General features: G+C 63.5%; 22 protein-coding genes and 1 pseudogene. 11 read left to right on the forward strand and 12 right to left on the reverse strand.

What is annotated here, in order from left to right; genetic code table 11:
• Nucleotides 1-212, forward strand: a 212-nt coding sequence (locus tag AC2FMM_RS14625) for a hypothetical protein (protein WP_496796954.1), incomplete at its 5' end; no start/stop codon positions are given.
• A gap of 100 nt (nt 213-312) precedes the next feature.
• On the forward strand, nt 313-1104 hold the full coding sequence (locus AC2FMM_RS14630) for an FAD binding domain-containing protein (protein ID WP_496796955.1): 792 nt from the start codon (nt 313-315) through the stop codon (nt 1102-1104).
• Between the two features lie 36 nt (nt 1105-1140).
• Here the strand turns inward: AC2FMM_RS14630 and AC2FMM_RS14635 are convergent, their stop codons facing one another.
• Nucleotides 1141-2040 carry a MurR/RpiR family transcriptional regulator gene (locus AC2FMM_RS14635; RefSeq protein ID WP_496741324.1) on the reverse strand — a complete coding sequence of 300 codons (900 nt, stop codon included), beginning with the start codon at nt 2038-2040 and terminating at the stop codon, nt 1141-1143.
• Nucleotides 2041-2128: 88 nt separating this feature from the next.
• Here AC2FMM_RS14635 and AC2FMM_RS14640 point away from each other — a divergent pair, with 88 nt between their 5' ends.
• Complete coding sequence (locus AC2FMM_RS14640) at nt 2129-2893, forward strand: beta-keto acid cleavage family enzyme (RefSeq protein WP_496741322.1); 765 nt, start codon at nt 2129-2131, stop codon at nt 2891-2893.
• A gap of 1 nt (nt 2894) precedes the next feature.
• Nucleotides 2895-4211: an aspartate aminotransferase family protein gene (locus tag AC2FMM_RS14645; protein ID WP_496741320.1), complete on the forward strand. Its 1317-nt coding sequence runs from the start codon at nt 2895-2897 to the stop codon at nt 4209-4211.
• Between the two features lie 63 nt (nt 4212-4274).
• Here the strand turns inward: AC2FMM_RS14645 and infC are convergent, their stop codons facing one another.
• From infC to cobA, 7 genes and pseudogenes are all read right to left on the reverse strand, one after another.
• Nucleotides 4275-4865: a translation initiation factor IF-3 gene (gene infC, locus AC2FMM_RS14650; protein ID WP_490360621.1), complete on the reverse strand. Its 591-nt coding sequence runs from the start codon at nt 4863-4865 to the stop codon at nt 4275-4277.
• 115 nt (nt 4866-4980) lie between these two features.
• Nucleotides 4981-5814 carry a ferredoxin--NADP reductase gene (locus AC2FMM_RS14655; protein WP_496796956.1) on the reverse strand — a complete coding sequence of 278 codons (834 nt, stop codon included), beginning with the start codon at nt 5812-5814 and terminating at the stop codon, nt 4981-4983.
• 89 nt (nt 5815-5903) lie between these two features.
• Nucleotides 5904-6311: a DUF934 domain-containing protein gene (locus AC2FMM_RS14660; RefSeq protein WP_496796957.1), complete on the reverse strand. Its 408-nt coding sequence runs from the start codon at nt 6309-6311 to the stop codon at nt 5904-5906.
• Nucleotides 6308-7069, reverse strand: a complete 762-nt coding sequence (locus AC2FMM_RS14665) for a phosphoadenylyl-sulfate reductase (RefSeq protein WP_496796958.1) — start codon at nt 7067-7069, stop codon at nt 6308-6310. Before AC2FMM_RS14665 ends, AC2FMM_RS14660 begins: the two co-directional genes overlap by 4 nt.
• Nucleotides 7059-8723, reverse strand: coding sequence for a nitrite/sulfite reductase (locus tag AC2FMM_RS14670; RefSeq protein WP_496796959.1), 1665 nt, complete (start codon nt 8721-8723; stop codon nt 7059-7061). The genes AC2FMM_RS14665 and AC2FMM_RS14670 overlap by 11 nt, the downstream gene beginning before the upstream one ends.
• A 66-nt stretch (nt 8724-8789) precedes the next feature.
• Nucleotides 8790-9104, reverse strand: a complete 315-nt coding sequence (locus AC2FMM_RS14675; protein WP_496679783.1) for a DUF2849 domain-containing protein — start codon at nt 9102-9104, stop codon at nt 8790-8792.
• Nucleotides 9104-9862: pseudogene (cobA, locus tag AC2FMM_RS14680) on the reverse strand (uroporphyrinogen-III C-methyltransferase); the annotation flags it as partial. The pseudogene cobA and the gene AC2FMM_RS14675, both read right to left, overlap by 1 nt.
• Nucleotides 9863-10024: 162 nt before the next feature.
• Here cobA and AC2FMM_RS14685 point away from each other — a divergent pair.
• Entirely contained in the window at nt 10025-10504 is a 480-nt protein-coding gene (locus AC2FMM_RS14685) for an Lrp/AsnC family transcriptional regulator (protein ID WP_149775231.1), read from the forward strand.
• Here the strand turns inward: AC2FMM_RS14685 and AC2FMM_RS14690 are convergent, their stop codons facing one another.
• Nucleotides 10505-11686, reverse strand: coding sequence for a cytochrome P450 (locus AC2FMM_RS14690; RefSeq protein ID WP_496796992.1), 1182 nt, complete (start codon nt 11684-11686; stop codon nt 10505-10507). It abuts the gene before it with no gap.
• Nucleotides 11687-11733: 47 nt separating this feature from the next.
• Here AC2FMM_RS14690 and AC2FMM_RS14695 point away from each other — a divergent pair, with 47 nt between their 5' ends.
• From AC2FMM_RS14695 to AC2FMM_RS14715, 5 genes are all read left to right on the forward strand, one after another.
• Nucleotides 11734-13467 carry a sensor histidine kinase gene (locus AC2FMM_RS14695; protein WP_496796960.1) on the forward strand — a complete coding sequence of 578 codons (1734 nt, stop codon included), beginning with the start codon at nt 11734-11736 and terminating at the stop codon, nt 13465-13467.
• Nucleotides 13464-14693 carry a sigma-54-dependent transcriptional regulator gene (locus AC2FMM_RS14700; protein WP_496796961.1) on the forward strand — a complete coding sequence of 410 codons (1230 nt, stop codon included), beginning with the start codon at nt 13464-13466 and terminating at the stop codon, nt 14691-14693. The genes AC2FMM_RS14695 and AC2FMM_RS14700 overlap by 4 nt, the downstream gene beginning before the upstream one ends.
• A 271-nt stretch (nt 14694-14964) precedes the next feature.
• Complete coding sequence (locus tag AC2FMM_RS14705; RefSeq protein WP_496713163.1) at nt 14965-15966, forward strand: DctP family TRAP transporter solute-binding subunit; 1002 nt, start codon at nt 14965-14967, stop codon at nt 15964-15966.
• Between the two features lie 110 nt (nt 15967-16076).
• Nucleotides 16077-16754, forward strand: a complete 678-nt coding sequence (locus AC2FMM_RS14710; protein WP_496679794.1) for a TRAP transporter small permease — start codon at nt 16077-16079, stop codon at nt 16752-16754.
• Entirely contained in the window at nt 16754-18130 is a 1377-nt protein-coding gene (locus AC2FMM_RS14715; RefSeq protein WP_496688260.1) for a TRAP transporter large permease, read from the forward strand. Before AC2FMM_RS14710 ends, AC2FMM_RS14715 begins: the two co-directional genes overlap by 1 nt.
• 42 nt (nt 18131-18172) lie before the next feature.
• Here AC2FMM_RS14715 and AC2FMM_RS14720 read toward each other — a convergent pair whose 3' ends face one another.
• Both AC2FMM_RS14720 and tpiA read right to left on the reverse strand, forming a co-directional pair.
• Nucleotides 18173-18979, reverse strand: coding sequence for a hypothetical protein (locus AC2FMM_RS14720; protein ID WP_496796962.1), 807 nt, complete (start codon nt 18977-18979; stop codon nt 18173-18175).
• 64 nt (nt 18980-19043) lie between these two features.
• The gene (gene tpiA, locus AC2FMM_RS14725; protein WP_496741304.1) at nt 19044-19790 is read right to left on the reverse strand and encodes a triose-phosphate isomerase; all 747 of its coding nucleotides are present in this window, start codon (nt 19788-19790) and stop codon (nt 19044-19046) included.
• Between the two features lie 133 nt (nt 19791-19923).
• Between tpiA and AC2FMM_RS14730 the strand changes: the two genes are divergently transcribed.
• Nucleotides 19924-20838, forward strand: a complete 915-nt coding sequence (locus tag AC2FMM_RS14730; protein ID WP_496796993.1) for an isopenicillin N synthase family dioxygenase — start codon at nt 19924-19926, stop codon at nt 20836-20838.
• Here the strand turns inward: AC2FMM_RS14730 and AC2FMM_RS14735 are convergent.
• Complete coding sequence (locus AC2FMM_RS14735) at nt 20835-21200, reverse strand: HesB/IscA family protein (RefSeq protein ID WP_149775221.1); 366 nt, start codon at nt 21198-21200, stop codon at nt 20835-20837. The genes AC2FMM_RS14730 and AC2FMM_RS14735 overlap by 4 nt on opposite strands.
• Nucleotides 21201-21223: the final 23 nt, after the last annotated feature.

A 21223-nucleotide genomic window follows, 5' to 3' on the forward strand; every position in this document is an offset into this window, starting at 1 on the left:
ACGTGCCGTTCTATACCGTGGATCATTCGAGCCAGACGCCGTGCACGCACAACCCGTTGGGTGTAAAGGGCTGCGGCGAGGCCGGGGCGATTGGATCGCCGCCTGCGGTGGTCAATGCCGTGATCGATGCGCTGAACTCGGGTGGCAAGGCGGTGGACCACATCGACATGCCGGTCAGCCCGTCGCGTGTTTGGGCGGCGATGAACAGCTGAGTGGAGAGGTTGGTGTGCGAGGGGGCAGCCCCTCGCGCTCCCCGGGATATTTACAGCCAGATGAAGGGCGGTTCCTCGCCTTTCGGAAAGGAAGAGCGAAATGTACAATTTCGAGTTCAAGAGTCCCTCGACCATTGCCGACGCGGTTGCGGCATTGGCAGGGGAGGATGCACAGGCGTTGGGGGGCGGGCAGACCCTGATCCCGACGATGAAACAGCGCCTTGCTGCGCCCACGACACTGGTGAGCCTGGGCGGCATTCCCGAATTGAAGGGGGTGTGTGTCGAGGATGACGGATCGATTGCCATCGGTGCAGCGACGACCCATGCGACCGTGGCGCGAGAGGTTGCCGACAAGTATCCGGCGCTGGCCGATCTTGCCGGACATATCGGAGACCCGGCCGTGCGCAATCGCGGCACGATCGGTGGCTCGCTGGCCAACAACGATCCGGCGGCGTGTTACCCGGCGGCGGTGTTGGGATCGGGTGCCGTGGTCGTGACCAATTCCCGTCAGATCGCTGCCGATGACTTCTTTCAGGGCATGTTCACCACGGCACTGGACGAGGGGGAGATCATCACCTCGGTTCGGTTCCCGGTGCCGCAGGCTGCGAGCTATCAAAAATTCCTGCAGCCAGCCTCGCGCTTTGCATTGGTTGGCGTGTTCCTCGCGCGCTTTGCCGATGGGGTGAGGGTGGCCGTAACCGGGGCCAGCGAGGATGGTGTGTTCCGCTGGACCGAGGCCGAGCAGGCGCTGAACAAGGAGTTCCGGCCCGATGCCCTGATGGACCTGCGGGTCAACCCGATGAACATGATCGGAGATCTGCACGGCAGCAAGGAGTACCGCGCCCACCTGGTGGGGGTGATGACACGACGGGCCGTGCAGGCCTGCATCTGACATCGCAACTGCGAAAAGCCCCGGTGATGGGGCTTTTCATTTGGAGCGCAGGCGCGGCAGTTTGGCGGGTTGCCAATATGCGCCTGCGTCTTCGCGGGCTTGCTGGTATCGGCGGACCCGTTCTGCGGCGGCGTCACCGCTCTGCGCGAAAAGGTGACCCAGCAGAACTTCGATTGCGGCCATGGACCCGGAAAAGCTTGAAAACAGATGTCTCGACCGTGTGCTGACCGTCAGGGTCACGTCCGCGTCAATGCCCGGCGCGATTACGTCGCTGTCGGCCAGCAGGATCAGCCGAAGCCCCCGGTTACGGGCAAATCGCATGGCTTGGATCGTATCGGCGGAATAGGGGTACACCGTCATGGCAAACAGGCAGTCACCATGATCGGCCTCGAGAAGATCGTCGATGGCTGATCCCATGTGGCGCGGGATAAGGTGCAGGCCGGGATACGCCATTCGGCCCGCATAGTGGAAATAATAGGCCAGCGCGTAGCTGGCGCGCGTGGCGGTCACGAAGCACCTGCGCGCCGAAGTCATGAGTGTCACCGCGCGCTCCACCTTGGCCGGATCCAGCAGGCGCAATGAGCGCGCCACCACGTTCAACTCGTTCCGGGCGAATCCCGCCTGGGCGGCGCCGAACTCTCCGCTGTCGGCCATGCGCGACAGCCAGCCTTGATTGAGCCGGTCTTCCCGGTCGGTTGTCAGGTCGTGGCGGAACGGTCTTCGAAAGTCCTCGAAACGCTCATAGCCCATGTACCGTGCAAGCCGGATGACCGCGTTCGTGCTGACGCCGATCTTGTCAGCCGTGGTGCGGATCGAATCCAACGCGAAATCGGCCGGGTGGTCGATGACATACTTGGCGGCGGCCTGAAGCTGGGCCGGCATACGCTCGATCTCATGGCGCAGCCGGTCGATCAGTTGAGGGGTCGAGTTTTGCATGAGAGAAGAAAAACATATGTTATGAAAATTTCAACCACAAAACAGCGTGCTGAGGTATACATCTCGGGCAGAATGAACGGATGAGACCATGAGCGAAACTCAACGGCCAAAGATGCTTCCCTATGTGCTGGTCGCTCCGAATGGGGCGCGCCGTCAGTATTCGGACCACCCGGCGATCCCATTGACGATCGGCGAGATCGTGGCGGCGGCACGGGCCTGCCATGCGGCCGGTGCCGATGGTCTGCACCTGCATGTGCGTGAAGGTGACGGGACGCACTCGCTGGATGCGGGGAAATACCGCGAGACACTGGCCGAGTTGCGCCGCACCGTTCCCGCGCTGGACATCCAGATCACCACCGAGGCGGCAGGCATCTTTGATGTTGCAGCGCAGTACGACTGCCTGCGTCTGGTTCAGCCCGCATGGGCGTCGATCGCGGTGCGAGAGATGGCCCGCGCGCCCCAGCTGGCAGAGCGGGTTTATGCGCTGTGCGCCGAACAGGGCACGCGGGTTCAGCATATCCTGTATGATGCGGCCGATGCGGAGCTGTTGCGGGACTGGCAGGCGCGCGGTGTCGTGCGGGCCGGGCAGGAAGAACGCCTGCTTGTTTTAGGGCGCTATGCGACGGGCCAGGAATCCCTGCCCGCCGATCTGGACGCCTTTCCCGAAACCCACGCGCCATGGATGGTGTGTGCGTTCGGCCGGCGCGAACATGACTGTTTGCTTGCGGCTGCGTGTCGTGGCGCTGATGTGCGGGTTGGGTTCGAGAACAGCCTGACGGACGCCGATGGAAATATCTGGCCGGACAACGCAGCCTCGGTCGCGGCGCTTGTGGCCCGTTTGAAAGGACTTTGACATGAGCCATGTTTTTCCCCGCCACACCAAGGCCCAGTTGCCAACAGCCGCCAAGGGCGACGGGTGTTATCTGATCGATACTCTGGGCAAACGGTACCTAGATTGCGGCGACGCGGCGGTATCGTGCCTGGGGCATTCCGACCCTGAGGTGATCCGCGCGGTGCAGGAACAGGTTGAAAAGGTCGCTTTTGCCCATACCGGGTTCATGACGTCGGAACCGGCCGAGGCGCTGGCGGATCTGCTGATCGCACAGGCGCCGGGCGAGCTGGAGCGGGTCTATTTCGTCTCGGGCGGGTCCGAGGCGACCGAAGCGGCGATCAAGCTGGCGCGTCAGTATTTCCTGGAAGTCGGGCAGCCCGAGCGCTCGCGGGTCATCGCGCGCCGCCAGAGCTATCACGGCAACACGCTGGGGGCGCTGTCGGCCGGTGGCAATGCGTGGCGCCGGGCGCAGTTCGCGCCGATGTTGATCGAGATGAGCCATATCGCGCCCTGCTATGAATATGCCGAGAAGCAGGACGGCGAGACCAGCTTTGACTATGGCCAGCGCGTCGCGGATGAGCTTGAGGCCGAAATCCTGCGGCTGGGGCCGGACACCGTGATGGCCTTCATCGCCGAGCCGGTGGTCGGGGCCACGCTGGGGGCGGTGCCGGCTGTCGAGGGCTATTTCAAGAGGATCCGCGAAATCTGTGACCGCTACGGCGTTCTGTTGATCTTGGACGAGGTCATGTGCGGCATGGGCCGCACCGGCCACCTGTTTGCGTGCGACCACGATGGGGTCGCGCCGGATATCCTGTGCATCGCCAAAGGGTTGGGGGCCGGGTACCAGCCCATCGGTGCGACCCTGTGTACTGGGGCAATCTACGAGGCGATCCGCGACGGGTCGGGGTTCTTCCAGCACGGGCATACCTATGTCGGTCATCCGGTCGCGACCGCGGCGGCGCTGGCCGTGGTGCAGAAGCTGACCGATCGCCACCTGCCCGAGCGGGCGCGGGCGATGGGCGATGCGCTGCACGAAAGGCTGCAGGCCGCTTTCGGCCAGCACCCCAATGTCGGCGACCTGCGTGGGCGCGGCCTGTTCCGCGGGATCGAGCTGGTGGCCGATCGTGACACGCGCGCGCCGTTCGATCCGGGCCTGGGCGTGGCAGCGAAGATCAAGAAGGCAGCGTTTGACGAAGGGCTGATCTGCTATCCCATGTCCGGCACCCGCGATGGCCGGAACGGCGACCATATCCTGCTGGCGCCGCCATTCATCATCGAAGAAGTGCAGCTGGACGAACTGGTCGAAAAGCTGGGCCGCGCGATGTCGCGGGTGATCTGAGCCGGCCAACGAAAAAGGCTCCCTCGATCCGAGGGAGCCTTGATGCCCTGAACAGGTGCTGGGTTACTTCTGTGGCAGCGGCCCGATCATCATGATCATCTGGCGGCCTTCCATCTTCGGCATGTTCTCGATCTTGCCGATTTCCTTGACGTCCTCGGCCACGCGCTCAAGCAGTTCGCGCCCCAGATTCTGGTGCGCCATCTCGCGGCCGCGGAAGCGCAGGGTCACCTTGACCTTGTCGCCCTTCTCAAGAAACTTGACCACGTTCCGCATCTTCACGTCATAGTCATGCGTGTCGGTGTTGGGCCGGAACTTGACCTCTTTCACTTCGATGATTTTCTGTTTCTTGCGGGCTTCGGCTTCGCGCTTCTGCGTTTCGTACTTGTACTTGCCGAAGTCCATGATCTTGCAGACCGGCGGATTCGCGTTGGGCGAAATCTCGACCAGGTCCAGGCCGGCGTCGGCGGCGAGTTGCATGGCTTTGGCGGGATGAACCACCCCGATATTTTCACCATCGGCGCCGATCAGGCGGATTTCGGGGGCACGGATCTTGTCATTGACGCGCGGGCCGGTGTCGCGTTGCGGCGGCGCGTTGTGAGGTCTGCGAGCTATGGGTTCATTCCTTTGATAATTGCAGAATTTCGAGCCGGGAATTTAAACTGAGACCCCGCGTCTTTCAAGCGGGATAAAGCAGGCGGCGCGCGAAATTCTTTGCCCCGACCGCGCCCGGGGCGGCGGCCGGCGCCCGGGGCACCGGCCATTTCCTACTTCAGCCGACAAAGGCCTTTTCGATCAAGAACTCTTTCGGGTCCGAGTTCGCGCCTTCGCGCAGGCCGAACTCTTCGAAAATGGCCTTGATGTCGTGGTTGAAGGCCAGCGACCCGCAGACCATGGCGCGGTCGGTTTCGGGCTTGATCCCGCCCTCGATGCCCAGATCCTTGAACACGGTGCCGTCCTTCAGCAGGTCGGTGATCCGGCCCATCTTGGGGCTCTGTTCGCGGGTGGTCGTCGGGTAATAGCGGATCTTGTCGGCAAAGCCTTCGCCGATCAGCTCGGCCAGCAACTCGTCCTGCTTGATCTTCTCGATCAGTTGGCGGCCGTATTCCAGATCGGCCACCTCGCGGCAGGTGTGGGTGATGATGACCTCGTCATAGTCCTCATATGTCTGCGGTTCGCGCAGCAGCGAGGCAAAGGGCGCAAACCCGGTGCCGGTTGCAAAGAACCAGATCCGTTTGCCCGGCAGCAGCGCGTCATGCACCAGCGTCCCCACCGGCTTGGGCCGCAGGATGATCTGGTCGCCCGGCTTGATGTGCTGCAGTTTCGAGGTCAGCGGGCCGTCCGGCACCTTGATCGAGTAGAATTCCAGCTCGTCATCCCAGGCTGGCGAAGCGATGGAATAGGCGCGCAGCAGCGGTTTGCCGTTGTCGCCCAGAAGGCCGATCATCACGAACTCGCCCGAGCGGAACCGCAGCGATTGCGGGCGCGTCACCTTGAACGAGAACAGACTGTCGGTCCAATGCTTCACTTCGGTGACGGTCTGAGCGTCAGGCAGGGTAGGGGCCTTCACGGCGGTTGCTTCGGTCACGGATTTCATCTCGGTCATCGTTTCACCTGCCGGTCTGCTAAACCGGCATCTCCGTTTAATCTTTGATCCATGTCAGGAAAAGGGGGCAGATTGCCCCGTTCGTCGCGTCACCCGCGCAGGCGGGCCTGATAGTCGTGTTCCTGCCAGTTGGCGCGGGCCAGCCACTGATCCTCGGGCTGGCGGGCGGCAAGCTTGGCGTCGATCTCGACCTCGTCGAAGCCGCTGCGGCGTGCCATTGCGTATTGGTCGGCCAGCACATGCCCCTTGGCGCGCAGGCGGCCCGTGTAGCCTTTCAGGCGCAGGGTGCGGGCGATGGTAAAGCTGCGACCGTCGGCGAAAGAGGGGAAATCCACCCGCACCATTTTCACCCCGCCCAGCCGCTCGGCCAGGTCATCGGGGTCGGTATCCGAGGGCACGTCCAGCGCCACCACGTCATTGGCGGCATCGTCCAGCGAGACAAAGCCGTCGGTCCAGTCGTCGGGCGCAAAGCCCTGGTCGGTCACGATTACGTTCATGTTTTCTCTCCGCTGCGCACCATCTTGCCGTTCACGAAATGGATGCCGCATTCTTCCTTGTTCTGATCGCGCCAGCGCCCGGCGCGGGGGTCTTCGCCTTCCTTCACCGGCGAGGTGCAGGGCGCACAGCCGATCGAAGGATATCCCTTGGCCACCAGCGGGTGCCGCGGCAGCCGGTTTTCCTCCATGTAGGCGCGCACGTCCTCGGGCGCCCAATGGGCCAGAGGGTTGACCTTGATCCGGCCGGTGCCGTCCTCGACTTCAAAGAATTCGAGTGCGGCGCGGGTGCCCGACTGGAACCGCTTGCGCCCGGTGATCCAGCCATCATAACCCGCCAGCGCCCGCTGCAGCGGGATCGTCTTGCGAAGGGTGCAGCAGGCATCAGGGTCCTTTAGCCGTAGCGCGCCATAGGGGTCTTCCCGCTGCAGGTCCTCTTCGTCGGCGCGGATGACCCGCACGTTCTTCAGCCCTAGGCGCTCGCTCACCTCCTGCTGATAGATCAGCGTCTCGGTGAACAGCATCTGGGTGTCCACGAACAGCACCGGAGTGCTCCTGTCGATCACCGCCGCCATGTGCAGCAACACCACAGACTCGGCACCAAAGCTGGAAACCAGAGCGATCTTGCCGGCATTTTCCAGCGCCCCATGCATCACGTCATGGGCGCTGTGATGCCGGTAGCGGGCGTTGAGCGCCTCGACCTTCTCGGTCAGCGCCTGGCGCTCCTTGCCCAGCTCGGTCTGGATTTCGTCAAGCGGCATTGGCGCGCGCCTCGGGATACAGGGCCGACTTGAACGGCGCCATGCCGACACGGCGATAGGTCTGCAAAAAGGTTTCCTCGGGGCCTTCGCGCTGGTCCAGATAGGTCTCGATGATCCGCTCAATGGCCGGAACGATCTCGTCATAGGCAAAGCCCGGACCGGTGCGGTCGCCGATGGCGGCCGTTTCGGTGGCGTCTCCGCCCAGCGTGATCTGGTAGTTCTCCACTCCGGCGCGATCCAGGCCCAGGATGCCGATATGGCCCACATGGTGGTGCCCGCACGCGTTGATGCAGCCCGAAATCTTGATCTTCAGGAGGCCGATGTCGTGCTCCAGCTTCAGCTCGTCGAACCGGGTCGCGATCTGCTGCGCGACAGGGATCGAGCGGGCCGTCGCCAGCGCGCAATAGTCCATGCCGGGGCAGGCGATGATGTCGCTGATCAGGCCGATATTCGCGGTGGCCAGGCCGTGCTCTTTCAGCTTGGCGTGGATCGCGGGCAGGTCCGATTTGTGGACATGCGGCAGGATCACGTTCTGCTCGTGGCTGATGCGCAGCTCGTCATAGGCGTATTGCTCGGCCAGATCGGCCATCACGCGCATCTGCTCGGCGGTCGCATCACCCGGCGTTGCCCCGTGCTTCTTGAGCGAGATCGTGACGATCGCGTGATCCGCCTGCTTGTGGGGTGCAATGTTGGTGTCGATCCACGACCGGAAGACCGGATCGTTGGAATAGGCGCTCTCGAACGCCGCGACCGAGCCTTCGCGGAAGGCGGGCGGCGCGAAATGCGCCTTGATCTGATCCAGCAGCGCCATGTCGGCGCCCTTGAACTGCGGGCGGACCTGCAGGAAGCGTTCGTTCACCTTGGCGCGGATCGCGTCGATGCCGTGTTCATGCACGGTGATCTTGATGCGCGCCTTGTACTTGTTGTCGCGCCGGCCGATCTGGTTCCAGACCGAAACGGTGGCCTCCAAGTATGCCAGCAGGTCGTCGAAGGCGACGAAATCAGACAGTTCCTTGCCGATCATCGGCGTGCGGCCCAGGCCGCCACCCACCAAAACGCGGGCACCCAGAACGCCGTCGCGCTCGACAAGTTGCAGGCCTATGTCATGGGCCTTGATCACGGCACGGTCGTGCTCGGACCCGGTGATGGCGATCTTGAACTTGCGCGGCATGAACTGGAATTCCGGGTGGTCTGTGGACCACTGGCGCAGCAGCTCGGCATAGGGGCGCGGATCGGCGATCTCATCCGCCGCGGCACCGGCGAAATGGTCGGCGGTCACGTTGCGGATGGTGTTGCCGCTGGTCTGGATCGCATGCAGGCCGACCTCGGCCAGCGCGTCCAGCATGTCGGGCACGTCGCGCAGCTTGGGCCAGTTGTACTGAATGTTCTGGCGCGTGGTGAAATGGCCGTAACCCTTGTCCCACTTCTCGGCCAGCAGGGCCAGCTGACGCATCTGGGCGCTGTTGAGCGTGCCATAGGGGATCGCCACCCGCAGCATGTAGGCGTGCAGTTGCAGATACAGGCCGTTAATCAGGCGCAGGGGCTTGAACTCGTCCTCGGTCAGCGAACCGTCTATGCGGCGCTCGACCTGGGCGCGGAACTGCTTGTTGCGTTCGGTCAGGAAGGCTTTGTCAAACTCGGAGTAGCGATACATGGTCTGGCTGTCCTTTTTGCAGCCCCGGAGCCTGGGGCCTTTTTATGGGGAGAGAGGGGCCTGAGGTCAGGCCCGGGGCTGCGGGGAAGATTCCTGTTTGCCGTGGGCATAGTTGGACGGGCCGGTGCGGCGGAAGTCTTCCCGGAAATGGGTGGGTTCGGGGCCGTTTTCCCCGGCGACGGCATCGGCCAGATAGGCGCCGACGATCTTGTCCACCTGCCGCTGCGCGTCCAGCAGGCGCAGCTGCGCGTGCGCTTCGTCGGTGATCAACTCGGCCTCGCGCAGATCGCGCGACCAGCGGTCATCGGCGGTCAGATAGATCACGTCGCCTTCCAGCAGATCGTTGGCGGTAACGACTTTCGGTGTAAAAGCGCGGGCCATCAGGCGTGCTCCTTCTTCAATTCGGTTGCGGCCCGGACCGCGGCGCGCGGGGCAAGGCCATAGAACATCAGCGCAGGGCCGGTCATGTCGGCTTGCGACAGGTCGGACGCCAACCGGTCTAGGGTGGTTTCCAAAATCCGCTGGTCGGGGCGCGAGGCGTTTTCGATCAGGGTAACGGGCGTGGCCCGGTCGGCGCCGTGCATGAGCAGGCGACCCTGGATGAAACGGGCGGATTTCTTGCCCATGTAGATCGCGGCCACCGACCCCGGACGCGCCAGCCCGGCCCAGTCGTGATCGGCAAAGCCTTGCATGTCGTGCCCGGTCAGGAACCGGACCGACGAATTGCGGCCTCGGCGCGTCAGGCTTTGCCCGATGCTGGCGGCCGCGGCCGAGGCGGCGGTGATTCCGGGAATGATGGCCCAGGAAATGCCCGCCGCATCCAGCGCTTCGATTTCTTCGTCTAGGCGGCCAAAGACGGTGGCGTCTCCGGATTTCAGGCGCACCACGCGCTGCCCTTCCAAGGCCAGCCGTACCAGCAGTGCGTCGATGTCCTCTTGCCGCCACGAGGGGCCGAAACCGGCCTTGCCCACGTCGATCAGCCGGGCCGACCGGCCGGCGATCTGCAGGATGGCGTCGCTGATCAACCGGTCGTGCAGCACCACGTCGGCCCTGCCGAACGCGGTCAGAGCCTTGACCGTCAGCAGGTCCGGATCACCGGGACCCGCGCCGACGAAATCGACATGGCAGGTCTTTTGGGCTGTGTGCGTTTGTTGCATCTGGGCGGTCCGCCGGTTGTTTGACTTGACCTGCAATATAGGAAATATTCCCCATTATGCGCCAGATTGCGCGACAAATAAGAACGAACGTTCCAATGGATCCACCATTCAGGACGTGAGTTTCGAAACGAAAGGAAAATTGGAATGTCGGTGCGCATTGACGACATGGATCGGAAAATTCTGGCCGAGCTGCAGCGCGACGCCAGCCAGTCGCTGGACGAAATCGCGGCCCGCGTCGGCAGTTCGAAGACGCCGGTTTGGAATCGCATCCGCAAGATGAAGGGAGCCGGGATCATCGGGCAGCAGACCGTTCTGCTGGATGCCGAGGCGCTGGGGTTCGAGGCCACGTTCTTCGTACTGATCCGTACCTCGGAACACGAGGCCGACTGGCAGCGTAAGTTCCTCAAGGCCCTGCGTGATCGTCCCGAAGTGCAGGAGGCGCACCGGCTGGCGGGCGATATCGATTACATCCTCAAGGTGCGGGTCAGGAACGCGCGCGCGTATGATGCGTTCTATCAGGCGCTGATTTCCGAGGTGCGGGTCTACAACGTGACCGCCCTGCTGTCGATGGAAGAGATCAAGTCGACCACCATGCTGCCCCTTAACGCGCTGGCCGAGGCCTGATCAGACCCGCACCATCAGCCGTCGCAACCCGTGGAAGTGGTAGCTGTTGGAATAGACCGGCGGTTCGGTCAGGTGCAGGCCGGGGCAGCGGTCGAACAGGATGGGCAGGGCGATGCGCATTTCCAGCCGCGCCAGCGGCGCGCCGACGCAGAAATGCAGGCCGCCGCCAAAGCTGGTGTTGGTCTGGATCTCGCGCGTCGGGTCGAACCGGTCGGGGTCGGCCCATACCGAAGGGTCGCGATTGGCCGCCCCCAGCAGCAGCGCCACCTGGTCGCCGCGGGCAAAGCTGTGACCGAATACCTCGGCCTCCTCGTAGGCGTACCGGGTGAACATGTGCAGTGGCGGGTCATAGCGCAGGATCTCCTCGACCGTGGCGTCGATGCGGTCGGCTGTCAGCGCCTCGGCCCCGGTTCCCGTCTCTAGCAGGGTTTTCACGCCGTTGCCGAGGGAATGCACCGTCGCCTCGTGACCGGCATTCAGCAGCAGGATGCAGGTGGCGATCAGTTCATCGCGCGAAAGTTTCTCGCCGTCCTGCTCGGCGGCGATCAGCCGGGTGATCAGGTCGTCGCGCGGGTCCGAGCGGCGTTGATCGACGTAGTCGTTCAGAAACGCGGTGAACGCGGCGGATGCACGGGCGCCATCGTCCTCGGTCTGGCGCGTGCGGCTGGCCTGATACATGGCCACCATCGCGTGCGACCAGTCCAGCAGTTGCGGCGCTATGGATTCGGGCACACCCAGCAGGCGGCAGATCGTGATTACCGGAACCTGGGTGCAATAGGCATCCAGCAGGTCGAAGGGCGCGTCCGGGAAGGCGTCGATCAGGTCGTGGCACAAGCGTTCGATATCGGGCGCCAGCGCGGTGATCGCCCGCGAGGTGAAGGCGCGCAGCACCAGTGACCGCAAGCGGGTATGGCGGGGCGGTTCGGCCTCGAGCAGCGAATGCGCCTCGACAGCAAGCCAGGGCGCCAGGTGGTCTGGGCCCGCGGTCGCCTGCTCGGGTGGCACCTCGCGCCCGAACCGCCGGTCGCGCAGCAGGGCCTGCACGGCGGCCAGCGACACTGCAGCGGGCATGTCATATTCGGGCCAGTACACCAGATCGCCGTGCTGTCGCGCGGTGTGATAGAACGCATAGGGGTTCTGCACGAAGGTTTGGTCGGTGGGGGCTTGCGACAGAATGATCATGGCCGACAGACTTGCCATGAGCCTTCGTGAATGCAAGACCCTGTAACATGCAAAGGCTTCTTGTTCCGGTCGGTTTTCTGTTGGCGGTCGCGCTGTTGGCGGCCGGGGTGTGGTCTTACGGCTATCGTCAGGCCCTGTTTCAACTGAGCGAAAAGGCACAGGCCGATCTGGAACTGGCTTCGGACCGGCTGAGCTCGCAGTTGCAGGTGTATCAGGAGCTGGCGGTTCTGATGGCCGAGCATCCGGCGTTGCGCAACCTGGAGACCGAGGCCGACCGGGCCGCAGCCCGGACGCTGTTGCTGGAGGTCGCCGACAAGTCCTCGGCGGTGGATGTGATTTTTGCGGATACTTCGGGTCGCGTGCTGGCCGCGGCGCTGGACGTGGTGGGCGGCAACGTGGCCGGCCTCTCGGCGTTTCGGCGCGCGATGCAGGGCGCCCTGGGCAGCGCGCATGGCGTGCTGGGGGAAACTGGGAACCGGATCTATTCCTACGCCGCGCCGTCCTTTGCGCCCGACGGACGGGTCAGAGGCGTGTTGATGGTGATTGCCGATGTCGAAGATGTCGAACGCACCTGGCGCGGCAGCACCGAGGCGGTATTCTTCGTCGACCGGTCGGGGCAGGTCTTCATCACCAACCGGTCCGAGCTGCTGTTCTGGTCCCGACCACCCGGCGAGGTGGGCCTGCGGCCACCCGGTCAGCCGGCGGGGGATTTCCGGTCCACCCGGATCGGTCCGCATGAAGTGTGGACCATCGGCTGGGGCCCGTATCTGCCCCGGCGGGCCTTGCACCTGACCCGGGATCTGCCTGTGATCGGCATGACCGGAGAAGTGCTGATGGATGTCGCACCGGCCCGCCGGCTTGCCGCCTTGCAGGCGGCGGCGGTCGCGGCGATCTGCATGGCCTTCGGGGCCTTGCTATTTCTGGCCACTGAACGTCGGCGCACCCTGGCGCAGGCCAACGCGGTCCTGGAAAGCCGCGTGGCCCAGCGCACCCGCGCGCTGACGGCCGCGAACGCCGCCCTGCGCCGCGAGGTGGCCGAACGGCAGGAGGCCGAAGCCGCGCTGAAACGCGCGCAGGCCGATCTGGTCCAGGCGGGCAAGCTCAGCGCACTTGGCAAGATGTCGGCCGGCATCAGCCACGAATTGAATCAGCCGCTGATGGCAATCCGCCAATTCGCCGACAACGGCGCCGCCTTTCTGGCTCGGGAAAACACCGAAAAAGCGCGCGAAAACCTGGGTCGTATCTCGGACATGGCCGCGCGGATGGCGCGTATCATCAAGAACTTGCGGGCCTTTGCGCGCAATGAGAGCGAGCCGATGGGCAAGGTCGATCTGGTGCAAGTGCTGAACACCGCCGTCGAACTGACCGAAAGCCGCCTGAAATCCGATGGCATCGCCGTGGACTGGCAACCGCCCAATACACCCGTTCCGGCCTGGGGCGGCGAGGTGCGGCTGGTGCAGGTTTTCGTGAATCTCATCAACAATGCCGCAGACGCCATGGAGGGCCGCGACCGGCGGCAGCTGACCATCACCCTTGACCGGGCCGAGCGCATCCGGGTCGGCATCCGCGACACCGGTCCCGGCATCGCCGACCCCGACCGCGTGTTCGAGCCGTTCTATACCACCAAGACGGTCGGCTCGTCCGAGGGCATGGGGTTGGGCCTGTCCATCTCGTACGGTCTGGTGCAAAGCTTCGGCGGCGAAATACGCGGCGCCAACACGGAGGATGGTGCCGTATTCACCGTCGAACTGGAACCGTTCGAAAAGGAAGTCGCCGCATGATCCGCTCGGTCCTGTTGGTAGATGATGACGCCGCCGTGCGCGAGGCCCTGGCCCAGACGCTGGAACTGGCCGAACTGACGGTCATTCCGGCGGGGTCGTTCGTGGCCGCCAAGGATCATATCCACGCCGGCTTTCCCGGCGTGATCCTGTCAGACATCCGCATGCCGGGGCGCGACGGGTTTCATCTGCTGTCGTATGCCCGGTCGGCCGATCCCGACCTGCCGGTAGTCCTGCTGACGGGCGAGGGCGACATACCCATGGCGGTGCAGGCCATGGGGCAGGGAGCTTTCGACTTTCTTGAAAAACCCTGCGCGGCCGCGGATCTGTTGGCAGTGCTCGATCGGGCCTTCGCCAACCGGGCCGAGGTGCTGGCCGAACGCCGGGCAAAACGCGAGTTGGAAAAGGGCGACCCGGCCGCGCGGCTGCTGTTCGGACACTCCGCCCAGGCCGAGGACCTGCGCGCCCGCGTGCGCAGCGTGGCCCCGACCCAAGCCGAGGTTCTGGTGACCGGTCCGCCGGGCAGCGGCATCTCGAAGGTCGCCGAGGTGGTCCACCTGATGTCGCCGCGGGCGCAGGGACCGTTCGTCAAGCGCCCGGCGGCCGGGCTGACGGCGCAGGATCTGCGTCAGGTGGCTGGGGATGCGGCTGGTGGCTCTCTGTTTCTGGACGAGGTGTCGGCGATGCCCGAGGCCACACAGTACGCCACGCTCGACCTGATCGAGGCGGGCGCAGGGGTGCGCATCATTGCCGGCACGACCGCGGATCTTGCCGCGCTGGTGGCCGAGGGTCAGTTCAACGCCGATCTGTTCTATCGGCTGGACGTGATGCGGGTTCGGGTGCCGTCCTTGGCGGAACGCCCCGAAGACATCCCCGTGATCTTTCGCCACTATGTGGCTCAGGCGGCAGAACAGGCCGGGATCGCCGCGCCCGAGGTCACGCCCGAACACCTGGCCAGCCTGATGGCGCGCGACTGGCCGGGCAACGCCCGGTCGCTGATGTCGGCGGCCATGCGCTTTGTCCTGGGTATGCCGGAGGAGGTGGCGACGGCGGCCGATCTGGGACTGGCCGAGCAGATGGCCCGGGTCGAGCGGTCGCTCTTGATCGCAGCGCTGGGGCGGCACAACGGCAAGGCCTCGGAGGCTGCTCGGTCGCTGAAGCTGCCGCGCAAAACCTTCTATGACAAGCTGGCGCGCTATGGCATCCGCCCGGAGGACTATCGCCGCTAGGCCGTTGGCGATTCGCAGGCGATTCGGCAGGTGTGCGGTTTTTCGCACGGGTGGCCGCCTTGGTGTGCGGATTTTCGCACATCGCGCCCCCGGCGGTCAGACAAGCATGTTGAATACGCTTTTCAACAATCAGATAATAAACAGAAAAAATCAAAATTCGCGCAAAATCTCCGAAACGTTGATTGGCTACCTCCGATTCGCTTCACTTCTTCGCATCTGGCGCCTTGGTGGGCGCCAACGGAGGTTTCAAAACGTCTGGGAGGACACCAACATGAAATTCCTTGCAACAGCTGCGACCGCTCTGGCCCTGTCCGTGACCGCTACGGCCGGCTTCGCCCAGTGCGATGAGGGCGAGATCGTCGTCAAATTCGCGCATGTGACCAACACCGACAAGCACCCCAAGGGCATCGCCGCCTCTCTGCTGGAAAAGCGCGTGAACGAGGAAATGAACGGCAAGATGTGCATGGAGGTCTATCCGAACTCTACGCTCTACAACGACGACAAGGTGCTGGAGGCGATGCTGCAGGGTGACGTGCAACTAGCCGCGCCCTCGCTGTCGAAATTCGAAAAGTTCACCAAGCAGTTCCGCCTGTTCGATCTGCCGTTCATGTTTAAGAACATCGACGCGGTGGATGCCTTCCAGGCCTCCGAGGCCGGTCAGGCGATGAAGGACAGCATGCAGCGCCGCGGCCTGCAGGGCCTTGCCTTCTGGCATAACGGCATGAAGCAGATGTCGGCCAATAAGCCGCTGACGCTGCCCAGTGACGCAAACGGACTGAAATTCCGCGTGCAGTCGTCTGACGTGCTGGTGGCACAGATGGAAGCCATCGGCGGCAGCCCGCAGAAAATGGCCTTCTCGGAAGTCTATGGCGCTCTGCAGCAGGGCGTTGTCGACGGGCAGGAGAACACCTGGTCGAACATCTACGGCAAGAAGTTCTTCGAGGTGCAGGACGGCATCACCGAAACCAACCACGGCATCATCGACTATCTGGTCGTGACCTCGGTGGACTGGCTTGACAGCCTGGAACCGGACGTGCGTGAGCAGTTCCTGACGATCCTTGCCGAGGTGACCGAGCAGCGAAACAAAGAGTCGTTCGCGGTCAACGAACAGGCCAAGCAGGCGATCATCGACGCCGGCGGCACCATCCGCCAGCTGACGCCAGAACAGCGTCAGGCCTGGGTCGACGCGATGAAGCCGGTCTGGGAGAAGTTCGCCGGCGACGTTGGTCAGGACAAGATCGACGCGGCGCAGGCCATCAACGCCGGGTTCTGATCCGGCCGCGCCCGACCCCTTGGCAACCTGCGCGTTGCCGAGGGACGGGCAGGGCGGGCCCGACGGCCCGCCACTAATTCTCTCAATGAAAAAAACGTGGGGACAGAAAGATGTCTGGTGCGAAATCCGGCCCGACCGGGCTGGTCGACCATATCGAAGAAACCCTGATCGCGGCGTTGCTTGGTTTGATGACCGTGGTGACCTTCGCCAACGTAATCGCGCGCTTCGTCTTCAATTCCAACATCCTGTGGGCGCTGGAACTGACCGTGTTCGCCTTTGGATGGCTGGTTCTGCTGGGAGCGTCGTACGCGGTCAAGAAGCACGCCCATCTGGGTGTGGATGCGATCCTGAACATGCTGGCGCCTGGGCCGCGCCGGATCATGGCGCTGGTATCCGTTGGCTTCTGTTTGATCTTCTCGCTGCTGATGCTGAAAGGGGCCTACGACTATTGGGCGGTGTTCGCCGACCTGCCGCCGACCTCGGGGCGCTGGTTCCCCACAGGCTTCGACTTTTCGGCCCGCAGCCAGAGTTTCTATGAGGTCGACGACATCCCCATGGTCGCGCCGCTGCGCTTCCTGGAAGACCTCATAAACTATGGCGAACATTACGAAAAACTTCCCAAAGTCGTGCCTTATCTGGTGCTGCCGGTTTCCATGCTGCTGTTGGTGATCCGCTTCGCCCAGGTGGGCGTGCAGATCTGGCGCGGTGAAACCGACCGTCTTGTAGCCAGTCACGAAGTCGAGGACGAAATCGAAGAAGTCCGGGCCCAGCAGGGAGAGCATGACTGATGGACGTTGTCTTTCTTTTCTCGATGGTCGTGGGGCTGCTGCTGATCGGCGTTCCGATCGCGGTGGCGCTCGGCCTCAGCTCGACCCTGTTCCTGCTGATCTATTCCGACAGCTCGCTGGCCTCGGTCGCCGCAACGCTGTTCGAAGCCTTCGAGGGGCATTTCACCCTGCTGGCGATCCCGTTCTTTATCCTGGCCTCGTCCTTCATGACGACGGGCGGGGTGGCGCGGCGGATCATCCGTTTTTCCATCGCCTGCGTCGGACACCTGCCGGGCGGTCTGGCGATTGCTGGCGTGTTCGCCTGTATGCTGTTCGCGGCCCTGTCGGGCTCCAGCCCGGCGACGGTGGTCGCCATCGGCTCGATCGTCATCGCCGGGATGCGGCAGGTGGGCTATTCGAAAGAATTCGCCGCGGGGGTCATCTGCAACGCGGGTACGCTGGGCATCCTGATCCCGCCGTCGATCGTGATGGTCGTCTATGCCGCCGCCGTCGAAGTGTCGGTGGGCCGGATGTTCCTGGCCGGCGTGATCCCGGGTTTGATGGCAGGACTGATGCTGATGGTGACGATCTATGTCATGGCCAAGGTCAAGAACCTGCCCAAGGGCGATTGGCTGGGCTGGGGCGAGATCTTTGAATCGGCGCGCGAGGCGGCCTGGGGGCTGTTCCTGATCGTCATTATCCTGGGCGGTATCTACGGCGGGATTTTTACCCCGACCGAAGCCGCGGCGGTGGCGGCTGTTTACGCCTTCTTCATCGCCAGCTTCGTCTACAAGGACATGGGACCGCTGCGCACGGCCGATGGCGAACAGAATATGTCGCTGCTGAAAAAGCCCCATGCCTTGATCACCGCGTTCTTCCATGCGGACACCAAGCACACGTTGTTCGAGGCCGGCAAGCTGACGGTGACGCTGCTGTTCGTGATCGCCAACGCACTGATCCTCAAGCATGTTCTGACCGACGAGCAGGTGCCGCAGCATATCGCCAACGCGATGTTGTCAGCGGGGCTGGGGCCGGTGACCTTCCTGATCGTGGTGAACGTGATCCTGCTGATCGGCGGTCAGTTTATGGAGCCCTCGGGGCTGCTGGTCATCGTGGCGCCGCTGGTGTTCCCGATCGCCATCGAACTGGGCATCGACCCGATTCACCTAGGGATCATCATGGTGGTCAACATGGAGATCGGGATGATTACGCCGCCCGTCGGTCTGAACCTGTTCGTCACCTCGGGCGTCGCAGGCATGCCGATGATGAGCGTGGTCCGCGCCGCGCTGCCCTTCTTGGCGGTGCTGTTCGTGTTCCTGATCATGGTCACCTACATCCCGTGGATCTCGACGGTGTTACCGAACACCTTCATGGGCCCCGAGATCATAACGAACTAGCGGGAAAGATCCGATCCGAACCGGTGCGCCGGTTCGGGTCCCTCAGGCCGGGTCGCCGTATTTCGCCAGATAGTCCGCGACCCACCGGATGCCCCCGTAGCCCCGCCGCCGCCGTGCGCCCCAAGATCCGATGTCATCGTTGACAAGTTCATCGGGATTGGGTCGGCCATTGAAGATCACGATCTTGGGGCGCTGCGGCAGGTTTCGGTAGGGTTTGTAGACCAGGCCGAACGGCCAGTAGGGCACCAGATGAATCAGTCCGATGCACCAGTTCTTGGGGAAACACCGACGCTTGTAGGCTAGGGCCGAGATATAGTTCTGGTCGTTTTCGTATTTCGGCAGATGGGTGTCGCCGTCAAAGTCGTCGAACAGGTGATATTGCTGGGACGGGACATAGCCCACCACGGATGAATTGCCACGGGTGACCTTGTTCATCAGCCACGGCACAAGATCCCAGACACTAGCCGGAATCATCCGCCAGACGAAGCCGCGGAATTTGGGCATCAGATACAGCCCGCCCTTGTCCAGCGTGATCTGAAACAGCGGATCGAGATCGCCGGTGATCAGCAGGTCGAGGTCCAGAAACAGCGCCGCATCGTACTGGCCGACGATCCGGCGGTCGAACATCTGCAGCTTGGGCCATTTTCCATGCGTCCACAGCGGGCGGTCCAACTGGGGAAAGGCAAAGGGCTGCCGTTTGATGCCGGGCTCGAGCCCCGTGAAATCATCGGAAATGCAGATGAAGTCATGCTCGATCGACAGGTTGTCCTGAACCGCCCGGTACAACAGGTTGACGTATTCGGGGCCATAGACATCACCCCATTTCATGCAGATGACACAGACTTTCATGGTTCCGGTCCCGGGTTTCAGGTGATCGCACGGCCAGGCCGGCATCCATGTGGCATTGGACGGGTCAGGCCTGTTCGAGCGCCGAGATGATGCCCGAGAAATCGCGGGCCTTCAGGCTGGCCCCGCCGACCAGCGCGCCATCCACGTTCGACACGCCGAAGATCTCGGCCGCATTGGCCGGTTTTACCGAGCCGCCGTACAGCAACCGCACCGACCGCCCCACGCCCTCGCCGAACCGCCGTTCAAGCCGGGCGCGGATGAAGTCGTGAACCTCGCCGATCTCGTCAAGCGTCGGGACCTTGCCGGTGCCGATGGCCCAGATCGGCTCGTAGGCGATCACCAGGTTTTCGCCGGTCGACTGGTCGGGCACCGACCCCGACAGTTGCCCGCCGATGATGTCCAGCGTATTGGCTGCCTCGCGCTGCTCGAGGCTTTCGCCGACGCAGATGATGGCGATCAGTCCGGTATCCATGGCCGCGCGGGCCTTGGCGCGCACGTCCTCATCCTGTTCGCCGTGGTCCTCGCGCCGCTCGGAATGCCCCAGTATTACATGGGTCGCACCCGCGTCCTTCAGCATCTCGGCGCTGATGTCGCCCGTATGCGCGCCAGAGCGTTCGGCATGGCAGTCCTGACCGCCGATGGCGATGCCACCCCCGACCGTCTGCGCCGCGCGGTGGATCAGGGTGGCCGGTGGGCAGATCAGGATGTCGACCGTGGGCGCGGGGTGGCTTTGCTTCAGCGTTTGCAACTCGGACAGCGCGGCCCCGGTTCCGTTCATCTTCCAGTTGCCTGCCGCCAGCTTGCGTCGCATGTCGGGTCCTCCGCTGTCTTTGATGCATTTATGGTCGCACCCCAGTTAGCACCGCTGGTCGGGCGTGACAATTCCGGTTGCAGGACGCCGGTTTCGCCGCCACTCTGCGGGGGCCAATTTGCCCTGTATGCCGATGATTGACGACCTGGATCTTGCGAAACTGGACCACCGCGCGCCCGAGGACCTGACGCGCCTTGCCGATGCTGCGCAGCGGGTCGGGTTTCTGACCGTCTCTAATACCGGATTGACCGCAGATCGCGTGCGTTCTGTCATCGAGACCTACCGCGTGTTCTTTCACCTGCCGCGCGCCGACAAGCGGGCCGTCGACATGGCGCGGACGGGCGCGAACCGCGGCTGGGGCGCGCCCGGGTCCGAGCAGGTCGACCCGGATGCCAACCCCGATTACAAGGAAGTGTTCGATTGCGGGTTCGAATTGCCGCCGGGAAACCCGTATCAGGGCCGGGGGCTGAGCGTCTATGCGCCGAACTTGTGGCCCACGCAGCCGCCCGAATTTCGCGCTGTCATCCAAGCCTATTACGCGGACGCCTGTGCCGTGGCGATGCGTATCCTTCGGGCCATTGCCTGCGCCATGGGGCGGGATGCAAACAGCTTCGACCGAGCATTCGATACGCCGATGGCCTTGCTGCGCGGCAACTATTACCCCCAGCGCCCGGACTGGGCGGGTGACAAGGATTTCGGTATCGCCGCGCATACCGACTATGGCTGTCTGACCCTTCTGGCCACCGACGGCCAGCCCGGGCTCGAGGTTCAGATGCCCGGGGGCGAATGGCAACCGGTGCAGGCTGACCCCGGCACCTTCATCATCAATTTCGGGGAAATGCTGGAATTCTGGACCGCCGGGCGCGTCAAGGCCACCATGCACCGTGTCAGGGGCGGCCGGGACGAGCGGATCTCGGTTCCGCTGTTCTTCAACCCGTCCTACGACATCAATGTCGCACCGCCCGGTTCAGGCCGGACGATCAGCGCCGGGGAACATCTGACCCGGCGCTTCCAGGAAACCTATCTGCACCTGAAACAGAAACCTTAGCCCTGCTGGGCCAGCGACTCGTCGAACTTGATCGATTCGCCGCAGCCGCAGGCATCGACCACGTTAGGATTCTTGAATTTAAACCCCGATTCCAGCAGCGAGGTTTCATAGTCGATTTCCGTGCCGAACAGGAACATCTGTGCCATGGGCGCAATCATCACCCGGGCGCCGTCCTGTTCGACGACCTCGTCATTCGGGTCGGCCTGATCGACATATTCCATCGTGTATTCCATGCCGGCGCATCCGCCCTTTTTGACGCCGATGCGCAGGCCGGCGTGGCCGCCCGACTTCATCAGCCGAACGATCTGCTCGGCCGCTTTCGGGGTCATCGTCACGGCTTGCTTGCCGGGAATGCCAAACATCATGCTCTCCGTATTCGCGCGTT

The sequence above is a fragment of the Ruegeria sp. BHSC043 genome, from assembly GCF_059612985.1.